17 protein-coding genes are annotated in these 12,791 nt (G+C 55.9%); 6 read left to right on the forward strand and 11 right to left on the reverse strand.

The window, feature by feature from the left end; translation table 11 throughout:
• The first annotated feature begins 331 nt into the window (after positions 1 to 331).
• Positions 332 to 874 (forward strand): gamma carbonic anhydrase family protein, encoded by a 543-nt coding sequence (locus tag QDT79_RS02405; RefSeq protein ID WP_063991184.1) that lies wholly within the window; start codon positions 332 to 334, stop codon positions 872 to 874.
• 39 nt (positions 875 to 913) lie between these two features.
• Here the strand turns inward: QDT79_RS02405 and aroE are convergent, their stop codons facing one another.
• Genes aroE through dprA form a run of 5 tightly spaced genes read right to left on the reverse strand, consistent with a single transcriptional unit; the run spans position 914 to position 4,458 of the window.
• Entirely contained in the window at positions 914 to 1,732 is an 819-nt protein-coding gene (gene aroE / locus QDT79_RS02410; RefSeq protein WP_063991194.1) for a shikimate dehydrogenase, read from the reverse strand.
• An 11-nt stretch (positions 1,733 to 1,743) separates the two neighbouring features.
• A complete protein-coding gene (tsaC, locus tag QDT79_RS02415; protein WP_063991185.1) occupies positions 1,744 to 2,313 on the reverse strand; it encodes an L-threonylcarbamoyladenylate synthase type 1 TsaC in 570 nt (189 codons plus the stop codon).
• A 7-nt stretch (positions 2,314 to 2,320) separates the two neighbouring features.
• Positions 2,321 to 2,866, reverse strand: a complete 546-nt coding sequence (locus tag QDT79_RS02420) for a DNA topoisomerase family protein (protein ID WP_063991186.1) — start codon at positions 2,864 to 2,866, stop codon at positions 2,321 to 2,323.
• Between the two features lie 25 nt (positions 2,867 to 2,891).
• Positions 2,892 to 3,365, reverse strand: coding sequence for a DUF494 family protein Smg (gene smg, locus QDT79_RS02425; protein WP_033650013.1), 474 nt, complete (start codon positions 3,363 to 3,365; stop codon positions 2,892 to 2,894).
• On the reverse strand, positions 3,337 to 4,458 hold the full coding sequence (gene dprA / locus QDT79_RS02430; protein ID WP_107228116.1) for a DNA-protecting protein DprA: 1,122 nt from the start codon (positions 4,456 to 4,458) through the stop codon (positions 3,337 to 3,339). Before dprA ends, smg begins: the two co-directional genes overlap by 29 nt.
• A 133-nt stretch (positions 4,459 to 4,591) precedes the next feature.
• Here dprA and def point away from each other — a divergent pair, with 133 nt between their 5' ends.
• The 5 genes from def (at position 4,592) to mscL (ending at position 9,411) form a co-directional block, all read left to right on the forward strand.
• On the forward strand, positions 4,592 to 5,101 hold the full coding sequence (def, locus tag QDT79_RS02435; protein ID WP_015379260.1) for a peptide deformylase: 510 nt from the start codon (positions 4,592 to 4,594) through the stop codon (positions 5,099 to 5,101).
• 17 nt (positions 5,102 to 5,118) lie between these two features.
• A complete protein-coding gene (gene fmt / locus QDT79_RS02440) occupies positions 5,119 to 6,063 on the forward strand; it encodes a methionyl-tRNA formyltransferase (protein WP_308316177.1) in 945 nt (314 codons plus the stop codon).
• Positions 6,064 to 6,135: 72 nt separating this feature from the next.
• Entirely contained in the window at positions 6,136 to 7,425 is a 1,290-nt protein-coding gene (gene rsmB / locus QDT79_RS02445) for a 16S rRNA (cytosine(967)-C(5))-methyltransferase RsmB (protein ID WP_308316178.1), read from the forward strand.
• A 55-nt stretch (positions 7,426 to 7,480) separates the two neighbouring features.
• The gene (gene trkA / locus QDT79_RS02450; RefSeq protein WP_063991190.1) at positions 7,481 to 8,857 is read left to right on the forward strand and encodes a Trk system potassium transporter TrkA; all 1,377 of its coding nucleotides are present in this window, start codon (positions 7,481 to 7,483) and stop codon (positions 8,855 to 8,857) included.
• Between the two features lie 137 nt (positions 8,858 to 8,994).
• Complete coding sequence (mscL, locus tag QDT79_RS02455) at positions 8,995 to 9,411, forward strand: large-conductance mechanosensitive channel protein MscL (protein ID WP_025304493.1); 417 nt, start codon at positions 8,995 to 8,997, stop codon at positions 9,409 to 9,411.
• A 58-nt stretch (positions 9,412 to 9,469) separates the two neighbouring features.
• Here mscL and QDT79_RS02460 read toward each other — a convergent pair whose 3' ends face one another.
• From QDT79_RS02460 to rpsD, 6 genes are all read right to left on the reverse strand, one after another.
• A complete protein-coding gene (locus tag QDT79_RS02460; protein WP_047729715.1) occupies positions 9,470 to 9,676 on the reverse strand; it encodes an alternative ribosome-rescue factor A in 207 nt (68 codons plus the stop codon).
• 75 nt (positions 9,677 to 9,751) lie between these two features.
• Entirely contained in the window at positions 9,752 to 10,183 is a 432-nt protein-coding gene (zntR, locus tag QDT79_RS02465) for a Zn(2+)-responsive transcriptional regulator (RefSeq protein ID WP_033636251.1), read from the reverse strand.
• Positions 10,183 to 10,557 (reverse strand): DnaJ family domain-containing protein, encoded by a 375-nt coding sequence (locus QDT79_RS02470; protein ID WP_107228118.1) that lies wholly within the window; start codon positions 10,555 to 10,557, stop codon positions 10,183 to 10,185. Before QDT79_RS02470 ends, zntR begins: the two co-directional genes overlap by 1 nt.
• 148 nt (positions 10,558 to 10,705) lie before the next feature.
• Complete coding sequence (gene rplQ / locus QDT79_RS02475; RefSeq protein WP_004929726.1) at positions 10,706 to 11,095, reverse strand: 50S ribosomal protein L17; 390 nt, start codon at positions 11,093 to 11,095, stop codon at positions 10,706 to 10,708.
• Between the two features lie 40 nt (positions 11,096 to 11,135).
• Positions 11,136 to 12,125, reverse strand: a complete 990-nt coding sequence (locus tag QDT79_RS02480) for a DNA-directed RNA polymerase subunit alpha (RefSeq protein ID WP_002919219.1) — start codon at positions 12,123 to 12,125, stop codon at positions 11,136 to 11,138.
• Positions 12,126 to 12,150: 25 nt separating this feature from the next.
• On the reverse strand, positions 12,151 to 12,771 hold the full coding sequence (gene rpsD, locus QDT79_RS02485) for a 30S ribosomal protein S4 (RefSeq protein WP_025304496.1): 621 nt from the start codon (positions 12,769 to 12,771) through the stop codon (positions 12,151 to 12,153).
• Positions 12,772 to 12,791: the final 20 nt, after the last annotated feature.

Here is a 12,791-nt window from a genome sequence, read left to right on the forward strand (position 1 = left end):
GCGCTTTCGCTTGCTAACTCGAGGTGGCGTATATTACGCCTTCCTCTTTCAGAGTCAACCCTAATTTTCAGGATTTTTTCTCTTTCTTCCCGGCCGCTGTGTGAAGTGAATCACTTGCGCCGTGTCGATGGAGGCGCATTATAGGGATCCGAGTTTTTTGCACAACCCCTTTTTTGATCTTTTCTTTCTGTTTGCACACTTTTCAGCCCTTCCGTGTGGATCTTGTGCGATCAGGGCCATTTTCCGCAGGATCCGGCGCTGCCGTTGGTTGTAATTCCATCGCCAGAGTCTAGTATTGCCGGTAAATATGATCCCGACGTGAGGCAGCACTATGTCCGATGCAGTACGTTCTTATCTTCAATACACCCCCAAACTCGGTCAGCGCGTCTTGATCGATCCTTCCAGCGTCGTGATCGGCGACGTCGATCTGGCGGATGACGTCAGCATCTGGCCGCTGGTCGCCATCCGCGGTGACGTCAACGCAGTAAAGATTGGCGCGCGCAGCAATATTCAGGACGGCAGCGTACTGCATGTAACTCACCGCTCCGAACATAACCCCGACGGTTATCCCCTGCTGATTGGAGAAGATGTGACCGTAGGCCATAAAGCGATGCTGCACGGCTGCGCCATCGGCAACCGGGTGCTGGTCGGTATGGGATCGATCCTGTTGGACGGTGTAGTAGTAGAAGACGACGTAATGATTGGTGCCGGCAGTTTGGTGGCGCCGGGCAAACGCCTGGTCAGCGGCTATCTTTATATGGGTAGCCCGGCACGCCAGGTTCGGCCTTTGACCGCCGCCGAGTTGGAGGGATTGCTTTATTCTTCTAACAACTATGTACGCTGGAAAGATGAATACCTGTCGGAAGACATCTGACGGGCACCCCGTTCCTTATGAAAGAGAACGGGGTAGGATTTATGCCGCCAGTTCGCTGCGCAGTTGGCGCAATACCGGCTCGATCTCTGGCATCACTCCGTGCCAAAGCAGGAAAGCATGCGCCGCCTGCCCCACCAGCATGCCCAACCCATCGGCATATTCCGTTGCCCCCCGCTGCTGCGCCCAGGCCAGGAACGGCGTGACGCCCTGCTGATAGAACATGTCATAGCAACGGGTTTGCGCGTTCACCACGCCTGCGGGCAACGCCGGGATCTCCCCGCTGATACCGGACGCCGTCGCGTTGATCACCAGATCGAACGCTTGCTGATTCAGTTGATCCATCGGTACCGCCGAGATCTCCCCCAGATGCCGGAAAGCGTCGGCCAACTCTTGAGCCCGGCTGAAGGTGCGGTTGGTGATCGTGAGCCGGCAGCCGAAAGACAGCAGCGGCAGAATCACGCCACGCGCCGCGCCGCCGGCGCCCACCAGCAGGATATGATCCTGCGGCCGGATCAATTGCTGACGCTGCAGATCGGTCAGCAAACCGATGCCGTCGGTGTTATCTCCCAATAGACCGCCATTCGGCAACACCTTCAAGGTATTGACCGCCCCGGCCATCGCTGCACGCTCACTCAGCTCGGAGGCGAGCTCATAAGCACGCTCTTTGAAAGGCACCGTGACGTTCGCCCCCTGCCCTCCGGCGTGGATAAACGCCTGCAGACGGGTTTCAAAACCATCAAGCGGCGCCAGCACTGTTCCATAAGGATGCTCAATGCCGGTCTGAGCAGCGAACAGCGCATGAATTCGCGGCGACTTGCTGTGACCGATAGGGTTGCCAAATACCGCAAATTTCTCCATGCCCATTACCTCTAGCCCTGACGGATCTGTTCGCCGGTCAAAGCATCTCTGATTTCGGAAGGATTAAGACGGCCGCCCACCTCGCCGGCCAATACCGGGAAAGCTTCGCCGAATTGCCGTGTGACCTCATCCGTACTGCGGCATGGCTCCAGCCCACTGAGATTGGCGCTGGTCGACACCAGCGGCTTGCCATACTGCCGGCACAGCAGCTGCACCAACGGATGGTCGCTGACGCGCACCGCCAGCGAGCTGAAACGCCCTGTCAACAAGCGCGGCGTCTCCGGCCGGGCGGGCAACACCCAGGTTACCGGCCCTGGCCAACTGGCAAACATCGTTGCGCGCTGCTGTTCGCTGAGCGCGCTGTCGTCGATATAGGGCTTAAGCTGTGCATAATCGGCGGCAATCAGAATCAGCCCCTTTTCCCACGGCCGCTGTTTCAACGCCAGCAGCGCATTGACCGCTTGTTCGCTGTCGGGATCGCAACCCAGGCCGAATACCGCTTCGGTGGGATAAGCGATAACCTGCTGTTGATGCAAAGCATCGATGATAGATACAAGGTTCGGGCTTAATTCTGAGTTCATGATGTGATTATTCTGTAGTCGCGACGGGTTTTCCGCACAGCTTGCTGGCACAGCACAGGACGGGGCCTTTTGCCGTGCGCTTTTCCATCAGCAGCGGATAATGGCAATAGGCACATTCACCGGCGACGGGTTTAACATTGAGGGCGAATTGGCATTCAGGGTAACGATCGCAGGAATGAAAAATCTTGCCGTAGCGCGACTTGCGCTGCAGCAGTTTGCCCTGACCGCACTGCGGGCAGGTAATGGCGGTTTCGTCAGGCTTATCGATCACTTCAGTGTGATCGCACTGCGGATAAGCACTGCAACCGATAAACATGCCATAGCGCCCCTGGCGCAGCACCAACGTCGCCTGGCATTTCGGGCACTGCTGCCCATCCAGCACCTTGACGATATGCCCATCGGCCTGCGCTTTCAGCGGGCGAATATATTGGCATTCAGGGTACTGGGAACAGCCGAGGAAGGGGCCATGGCGACCGCTACGGATCACCAGCTCAGCCCCGCATTCCGGACAGGGTTCATTTTGCCTAGCGGCAAAAATCGCGTTTTTTGTCATAACGTCTTCTATGCGCGTTATCGGCTCAATGCAGATAACCTTCGTTCACTTCAAACAACAGTTCTTCCATTTGCTGATAGGCGCTTTCATATCCGGGGATATTAAACAGCACCATCAACACGACCCATTTCAGATCTTCGAGATCGAATTCCGCATTATCCAAGGCCATAACGCGGTCGATAACCATTTCACGGGTTTCGAGGTTCAATACCTGAATCTGTTCCAGGAACAGGAGAAAACCACGGCAGCCGGCGTCCAAACGCGCGCTTTCCTCTTCGGTGTAGATCCGCATTGCCAGCGGATCGGCATCCATAAAGTAAGGCGCATTTTGACCTTCTTGCAGGTCAGCCAACTTCTCAAGCCAATTCAACGCGTTGTAGATATCATCCCGATGAAACCCCGCCTGAGCGAGATCATCGGTCAGTTGATCCTGATCGACGCGCATCTCTGGTTCATTGTGGATATAAGTTTCAAACAAGTACATGAGTACGTCGAACATGGCTTGCCCTCCTTATTCGGACATAGCCGCCGGGTACAGCTGCGATCCACCCTGCTAACTCCAGTTCGAGTAACTTGATTACCACCACTGGCACAGGTTGGCCGGCACGTTCAGCGACGACGTCAACAGGTGTCACCTCATCTCCTACGTTAGCCAACACATCGGCAAATGGCAATTCAACTTCAGCCTGCGACGCACAAATAGTTGTATTTTCGTTCAGTGGCAGCCATTGAAGACCGCTTCCCAGCAATTCGGCGATATCTTTCGGCCCAGTCACCAGATGCGCGCCCTGTTGGATCAGCCAATGCGTGCCTTCGCTCATCGGATTCCCTAACGGCCCCGGCAAGGCGAATACCTCACGCCCCTGCTCCAGCGCATAGCGAGCCGTCACCAGGGTACCGCTGCGCAACGAGGCTTCTATGACCAGAACGCCCTGGCTCAGCCCGCTGATAATGCGGTTGCGGCGCGGAAAATGGTCGGCCAGAGGCAAATCGGTGACCAAATGATCTGAAATCACCGCGCCGCCCTGCTCGACAATCTGCTCCGCGAGCCTGCGGTGCCGGCGTGGATAAACATTGGCCAGCCCACTGCCCAACACCGCTACCGTGCAACCCCCGGCCGCCAGCGCTGCGCGATGGCAAATGCCGTCGATACCGATCGCCAAACCGCTGGTGATGGTGAAACCGCAACGCGCCAATTCCTCGGCGAAATAATTGGCCCAACGCTCGCCGTAGTGGCTGAACTGCCGGCTGCCAACCATGGCGAGCTGCGGGCGCAGCAACGCCTGAGGATCGCCCTCGATCAGCAGAAACAGCGGTGCATCGTCGATCTGGGCCAGACGTTCGGGATAGCCGGCAGCCCCATAGTTCAGCATACGGTGCGCCGGCTCCTCCAGCCAACGCAGAGTCGCGGCCAAATAACCGGGATCCAGCTGGTTGAACTGCGTCTGCTGCCGTTCGTTCAACCCCAGCTCATGCAGCACGCGGCGAGGCTCGTTCCCCATTTGCGATAGCTGCCGCACGATCCGGCTGGCCACGACGGTCTGCAGCCCCGTTACCCCTCGCATCCGTAAAGCGATCTCTTCCGGCCGCATCGTCTGTTCCCTCAGCAAAAACGGTGGTATTACCAATCCGAGCAATTGGTGCGCAATGCTGTCAATCAGGCCGGGAAATGTCTAGAATAGAGGTTAAACCTCGTTCATTACTCGGATACAGATCTAAAGATATATGTCAGTCTTGCAGGTATTACATTTCCCAGACGAGCGTCTGCGCAAAGTCGCGGCGCCGGTAAAAGAAGTCAATGCAGATATCCAGCGCATCGTGGATGATATGTTTGAAACCATGTACGCAGAGGAAGGTATTGGCCTGGCTGCGACTCAGGTGGATATCCATCAGCGCATTATCGTGATCGACGTCTCCGAGAATCGCGATCAGCGCCTGGTGCTGATCAACCCGGAATTGCTGGAAAAGAGCGGCGAAACCGGCATCGAGGAAGGCTGTCTTTCCATTCCCGAGCAGCGTGCGTTGGTACCCCGTGCCGCGCAGGTGAAGATCCGCGCGCTGGATCGCGAAGGCAAACCTTTCGAACTGGAAGCGGACGATCTGTTGGCGATCTGCATTCAGCACGAGATGGATCACCTGATGGGTAAACTGTTCGTCGATTACCTGTCGCCGCTCAAGCGTCAGCGCATTCGTCAGAAACTGGAAAAAATGGCCAAGCTTCAAGCCCGCGCCTAACCGATCAGGAAATCAACGTGTCTGATTCTTTACGGATTATTTTCGCCGGAACACCAGACTTCGCAGCGCGTCATCTTGACGCGCTGTTGTCATCTGAGCACCAGATTGTCGGCGTTTTTACCCAGCCCGACCGCCCGGCGGGCCGCGGCAACAAGCTGACGCCAAGCCCAGTCAAAGTGCTGGCCGAGCAACACCAACTGCCGGTATTTCAGCCCAAATCGCTGCGCCCCGAAGAGAACCAACGCCTGGTGGCCGATCTCAACGCCGACGTGATGGTGGTGGTTGCCTACGGGCTGATCCTGCCGCAGGCGGTGCTGGATATGCCGCGTCTCGGTTGCATCAACGTACATGGCTCGCTGCTGCCTCGCTGGCGCGGCGCGGCACCGATCCAGCGTTCGCTCTGGGCCGGCGACAGCGAAACCGGCGTGACCATCATGCAGATGGACGTCGGTCTCGATACCGGCGACATGATGCACAAGATTGCCTGCCCGATTGAGAGCAGCGATACCAGCGCCAGTCTGTACGACAAGCTGGCACAGCTCGGCCCACAGGGCATGCTGACTACGCTGCGCCAAATGGCAGACGGCAGTGCCACCCGCGAAGTGCAGGACGAAGCGCTGGTCACTTACGCCGAGAAACTGAGCAAAGAAGAAGCCCGCCTGGACTGGAATCTGTCCGCAGCCCAGCTGGAGCGCTGCATCCGCGCCTTCAATCCTTGGCCGATCAGTTACTTCACCATCGACGATCAACCGGTGAAAGTATGGCAAGCCAGCGTACTGGCGCAAAGTGCCAATGCGGAGCCAGGCACCGTTGTCCATGCCGACAAACACGGCATTCAGGTGGCAACCGCCGACGGCATCCTCAATCTGATCCAACTGCAGCCCGCCGGCAAGAAACCGATGTCGGCGCAAGACCTTTTAAATTCACGTCGTGAATGGTTTGCCCCGGGTAACCGGCTGTAAGTCACCCCACTGCCCGGCCGTTCATCGCCGGGCCGTTATTTTCTTAATGCCGATCGTTATCAGCTTCAGCCTATGAAAAATAATTACAATCTCCGCAGCATCGCTGCCAAAGCCATCGGTCAGGTGCTGGATCAAGGGCAGTCACTCAGCACTGTCCTGCCGGCGCTCCAAGCCGCCATCAGCGATAAAGATCGCGGGTTGTTACAGGAACTGTGTTTCGGCACGTTGCGCGTGCTGCCGCAGCTCGAATGGTGCATTCAACAATTGATGACCAAGCCGCTGACCGGCAAACAGCGTACGCTGCACTATCTGCTGATGGTCGGCCTGTATCAGCTGCTGTATACCCGTATCCCGGCGCACGCTGTATTGGCCGAAACCGTGGAAGGCGCGGTGGCGCTGAAACGTCCGCAGTTGAAAGGCCTGATTAACGGCGTCTTGCGGCAATTCCAGCGCCAGCAGGAAGAGCTGCTGCAGCGCGCCGCCAACAATGACAGCCGCTATCTGCACCCGAGCTGGTTACTGAAACGCATTCAACAAGCCTATCCCGCCCACTGGGAACAGATCGTCGATGCCAATAACCAGAAGCCACCGATGTGGCTGCGCGTCAACCGCCTGCATCACACCCGCGAAGCTTATCTGCAGTTGTTGACCGACGCCGGTATCGCCGCAGAGCCTCATTCAGACTATGCCGATGCAGTGCGGTTGCTGGCGCCTTGCGCCGTGACCGATCTGCCTGGGTTCGCCGACGGCTGGGTCACCGTGCAAGATGCCTCAGCCCAGGGCTGTGTCGATCTATTGGATCCGCAAGACGGTGAACAGATCCTCGATTTGTGCGCCGCGCCTGGCGGCAAAACCACGCATATACTGGAAGCGGCACCGAAAGCGCACGTCATGGCGGTCGATATCGACGAACAGCGCCTGGCGCGGGTGAAGGAAAACCTGCAGCGCCTGCGTTTGCATGCCGAGGTTAAACTGGGCGATGGCCGCACCCCGCAGCAATGGTGCGGTGACAAGCAGTTCGACCGGATCCTGCTGGACGCGCCTTGTTCCGCCACCGGCGTGATCCGCCGTCACCCCGACATCAAATGGCTACGCCGCGATCGCGACATCGCCGAACTCGCCGCGCTGCAGGCCGACATCCTGGAAGCCGTCTGGCCCCATCTGAAATCGGGCGGCGTGATGGTTTACGCCACCTGCTCTATCCTGCCGGATGAAAACAGCGGCCAGATCGCCGCGTTCTTGCAGCGCCACGCCGATGCCAAGCTGGTTGAAACCGGCGATGCGCAGCGGCCGGGGCGGCAGAATATCCCGCATCCCGAGGACGGCGATGGCTTCTTTTACGCTAAGCTGATTAAAATGTAATGCTTCGGGGCGTGCATGCGCGCCCTAAGTCTTTCAGTGTGAAGCAGAGAACACAATGAAAATAATTATTCTTGGTGCCGGTCAGGTTGGCGGGACACTGGCGGAAAACCTGGTGGGTGAAAACAACGATATCACCGTCGTCGATACCGATTCCGGTCGTCTGCGTCAGCTGCAGGATAAATTCGATCTGCGGGTGGTTCAGGGACACGGCTCTCACCCTAGGGTGCTGCGCGAAGCCGGCGCGGAAGACGCCGACATGCTGGTCGCCGTCACCAACTCCGACGAAACCAACATGATCGCCTGCCAGATCGCCTATTCTCTGTTTAATACCCCCAACCGTATCGCCCGTATCCGCGCGCCGGAATATATCCGCGAGTCGGAGAAACTGTTCCTGCCGGAAGCGGTGCCGATCGACCATCTGATTTCACCGGAGCAGTTGGTCATCGACTATATCTACAAGCTGATTGAATACCCCGGTGCGCTGCAGGTAGTCAATTTTGCCGAAGGCAAGGTCAGCATCGCCGCGGTTAAAGCCTATTACGGCGGCCCGCTGGTCGGCAATGCGCTCTCTTCGATGCGCGAACACATGCCGCATATCGACACCCGCGTCGCCGCGATTTTCCGCCAGGACAGACCGATCAGGCCGCAAGGCTCGACCATTATCGAAGCCGGTGATGAAGTCTTCTTCGTCGCAGCCTCACAGCACATCCGTGCGGTGATGAGCGAACTGCAGCGGCTGGAAAAACCGTATAAGCGCATCATGATCGTCGGCGGCGGCAACGTCGGCGCAGGCCTAGCCGCCAGGTTGGAAAAAGACTACAACGTCAAACTGATCGAGCGGAACCAGCAACGCGCCGCCGAACTGGCCGAGCAGCTGCACGATACCATCGTGTTCTATGGCGATGCCTCCGATCAAGAACTGCTGGCCGAAGAGCACGTCGAGCAGGTGGATGTCTTCATCGCCATCACCAACGACGATGAGGCCAACATCATGTCGGCCATGCTGGCCAAGCGCATGGGCGCCAAGAAGGTGATGGTATTGATCCAACGCCGCGCCTATGTCGATTTGGTGCAGGGCAGCGTGATCGATATCGCCATTTCACCGCAACAGGCGACCATCTCCGCCCTGTTGGGGCACGTGCGCAAAGCGGATATCGTCAGCGTGTCGTCGCTGCGCCGCGGCGTGGCGGAAGCGATCGAGGCGATTGCCCACGGCGATGAAAGCACGTCCAAAGTGGTCGGCCGCATCGTCGAAGACATCAAGTTGCCACCGGGTACCACCATCGGTGCGATCGTGCGTGGCGACGATGTGATCATCGCCAACGGCAATAGCAAAATCGAACAGGGCGATCACGTCATCATGTTTATTACCGACAAGAAATTCGTGCCGGACGTTGAACGCTTGTTCCAACCGAGCCCGTTCTTCTTGTAGAACGAATTTATTAGGCGATGGTCTATAATCGCGTAGTTGTTCTCTGCCTTGGGGGGAGATAAAACTTCTCTCCTTTTGTGGCAAAGGGAAATTGCTTTGTTAAACTTGAGTTATTAATTCTGCAAGGGGTGCGTTCTATGAGTATGTTGAAAGAGTTTCGCGAATTTGCCATGCGTGGCAACGTGGTCGATTTGGCCGTCGGTGTGATTATCGGTGCTGCATTCGGCAAGATTGTTTCGTCCTTCGTGGCCGATATCATCATGCCACCTCTGGGCTTGCTGATCGGCGGCGTCGACTTTAAACAGTTCCATCTGGTATTACGTGAAGCTCAGGGCGCCGTCCCGGCGGTGGTAATGAACTACGGTTCATTCATTCAAACCGTATTCGATTTCGTGATTGTCGCCTTCGCCATCTTCCTGGCGATTAAATTGATGAACAAAATGCGCCGCAAGCAGGAAGAAGCACCGGCAGCGCCGCCAGCACCTACTGCAGAAGAGAAACTGCTGACGGAAATCCGTGACCTGCTGAGCCAGCAACAGCAGCCAAAACTGTAAAACAGCGTTTGGTTATGCCAATAAAAAGCCACCTGACGACGGTGGCTTTTTTAATGCCTTAAAACCAGAAGGCCAGTGGTAACTTATCGTTTGATAGTTTACCACTGGCCTCCCAGTTACCGCCTTTGTTGTGTTTTTCTTTACGCCGATAGCTGCCTTTGCCTTTCACATTCTTTTCTACTCTTTGACGGAATAGCGGATCATGCAGCAGCGCCTCAATGGCGTTATCTTGTATCTGACCTTTAGTGTGACGATATTTCGTCATGATAATGCTCCTGTAAAAGGTGTGGTGATAAAACGGGGCGATAATACTGCCGGCGGTATAAAAATTAAAGTGCCGTCAACAACCTTTTTTACCTTTTTCATCGCTGGCGCCCTGTTCTAAGGCTTCCAGAATAGAACAATAATTGCTGGTATGGGCAGTACCGCAGCAGGCATCACTCAGCCGCTTCAGCGATTCACGCATACGAGTCAGCTCCGCCAACTTGCTTTCCACTTCGCTCAGGCGCGCATCGACGATAGACTTCGACTCCTGACAGGTATGATGCTCAGGATCGACGCGGATCGACAGCAGCTCGGCGATCGTTTCCAGAGTAAACCCCAGTTGCTTAGCATAGCGAATGAAGCGCAGCCTCTGCAGATCCTGCTCGGTGTACAGCCGATAGCCACCTTCGGTGCGGACATTGTGATCCATCATGCCCTGCTTTTCATAGTAACGCACGGTATCCGGCGTCACTTCGGCGAGTTTGGCCAACTGACCTATCTTGAACATTACTTCTCCTCTCGGGTAAATTTGCCGTCCAATGCACGCTGATATTCACCATGTAAGAAATCCGTGCTCATCCCAGCCTGGCGCAACCGGTGCTCCAGCAGCGCCATGCGTTTGCTGAGTTCGACATAATCCGGATGCTCACCGTTAATCCCTTGCAGCAAGCGAGCAACGGTCAATGCCTCTTTGCGATCTTCCAGTGCCGGTGGCAGGTAACCGGCATTCTTCAGCAGACGGTAACCGGCGCGCAGCTCAGCCGGCACTGCGCTGTCATCTTCCAGCGCCAACGGTTGGCCCTGTCCGGGCAGATTGTCGAACTCGCCTTTATCCTGGGCATCAAGGATATGGCGTTCCGCCCATTGATCGAGCAACCCCATGACAGACAACCTCGGTAAGCCTAATGATGAAGCCTTAGCATAGCGGATAGGGGCGGGGATCTTAAGCGCAGCGGGAGAATTACGCACATTCGGCTAGGTTTGGACGTAAAAAAACCGGGCAAGCCCGGTTTTTTTACGCGTCTACAGATTACTCTGCAGTTGCTACTTCTGCTTGAGACTCAGCACGATCAACCAGCTCGATGTATGCCATCGGCGCGTTGTCGCCTGCGCGGAAGCCACACTTCAGAATGCGAGTGTAACCACCGGCACGGCTCGCGAAACGCGGGCCCAGCTCGTTAAACAGTTTTGCCACGATCTCGTTATCACGAGTACGGGCGAATGCCAGACGACGATTAGCTACGCTGTCGGTCTTGGCAAGAGTAATCAGCGGCTCAACAACGCGACGCAGCTCTTTTGCTTTTGGCAGGGTCGTCTTGATGATCTCATGACGAACCAAAGAGCCGGCCATGTTACGGAACATAGCCTGGCGATGGCTGCTGTTACGGTTCAGTTGACGACCACTCTTACGATGGCGCATGACCTTATCCTTCTCAGTAAAACCTTAACCTGTGATCCGGTTACTCGTCAGCAATGCTTGCCGGCGGCCAGTTTTCCAGGCGCATGCCCAGAGACAGACCACGTGAGGCCAGCACGTCTTTAATCTCGGTAAGAGATTTTTTACCCAGGTTTGGCGTTTTCAGCAACTCAACCTCGGTACGCTGTACCAGATCACCGATGTAGTGGATAGCTTCTGCCTTGAGGCAGTTAGCAGAGCGGACAGTCAATTCCAGATCGTCAACAGGGCGCAGCAAGATCGGATCGAACTCTGGTTTCTCTTCTTTAACTTCCGGTTGACGTACATCACGCAGGTCAACGAAAGCTTCAAGTTGTTCAGCCAGAATGGTGGCCGCACGGCGGATCGCCTCTTCAGGATCGATCGTGCCATTAGTCTCCATCTCGATGACCAGCTTATCCAAGTCAGTACGCTGTTCTACACGCGCAGCTTCAACATTGTAGGCGATACGCTCTACAGGGCTGTAGCAGGCGTCAACCAACAGACGACCGATTGGGCGCTCATCTTCTTCCGAATGAATTCGGGCAGAAGCCGGCACATAACCGCGACCGCGCTGAACTTTGATACGCATGCTGATAGCCGCGTTCTCATCAGTCAGGTGGCAAATCACGTGCTGAGGCTTGACGATTTCGACATCACCATCATGGGTGATGTCGGCAGCGGTCACAGGGCCAATGCCAGATTTATTCAGGGTAAGAATAACTTCGTCTTTGCCTTGAACTCTCACCGCCAGCCCTTTCAGGTTGAGCAGGATCTCCAGGATATCTTCCTGTACGCCTTCTTTGGTGCTGTACTCATGCAGTACACCATCAATCTCAACCTCGGTCACCGCGCAACCCGGCATAGATGAAAGCAGAATACGGCGCAGTGCGTTGCCAAGAGTATGGCCAAAGCCACGCTCTAAAGGCTCAAGGGTCACCTTGGCGTGCGTCGAACTGACTTGCTCGATATCTACCAGGCGCGGTTTTAGAAACTCTGTCACAGAACCCTGCATTGTGTCCTCTCTTTGGTACTAAGCTTTACTTGGAGTAAAGCTCGACGATCAGGTGTTCGTTAATGTCCGCAGACAGATCGGTACGTTCAGGCATACGCTTGAACACGCCTTCCATCTTAGCAGCATCAACTTCCAGCCAAGTCGGCTTTTCACGCTGCTCAGCCAGCTCCAGAGAAGCTTTAACACGAGACTGCTTTTTAGCTTTCTCGCGGATGCTGACTACGTCATTCGGAGATACCTGATAAGAAGCGATGTTAACAACGTGACCGTTTACCATAACTGCTTTGTGGCTAACCAGCTGACGTGACTCTGCACGAGTAGCGCCGAAGCCCATACGGTAAACAACGTTGTCCAGACGACCTTCCAGCAGCTGCAACAGGTTTTCACCGGTGTTGCCCTTCAGGCGGGTTGCTTCTTTGTAATAGTTACGGAATTGACGCTCCAGAATGCCGTACATACGGCGAACTTTCTGCTTCTCACGCAACTGAACACCGTAATCAGACAGACGCGGTTTACGCGCACCGTGCTGACCAGGTGCTTGTTCAATTTTACACTTGGAATCGATCGCGCGAACGCCAGACTTAAGGAACAGGTCTGTGCCCTCACGACGGCTCAGCTTGAGCTTAGGACCCAAATATCTTGCCATTTTCTTTCTCCAACAATCCT

Origin of the sequence: Serratia marcescens (genome assembly GCF_029846115.1) — a bacterium.
GTDB classification, from domain to species: domain Bacteria; phylum Pseudomonadota; class Gammaproteobacteria; order Enterobacterales; family Enterobacteriaceae; genus Serratia; species Serratia marcescens_L.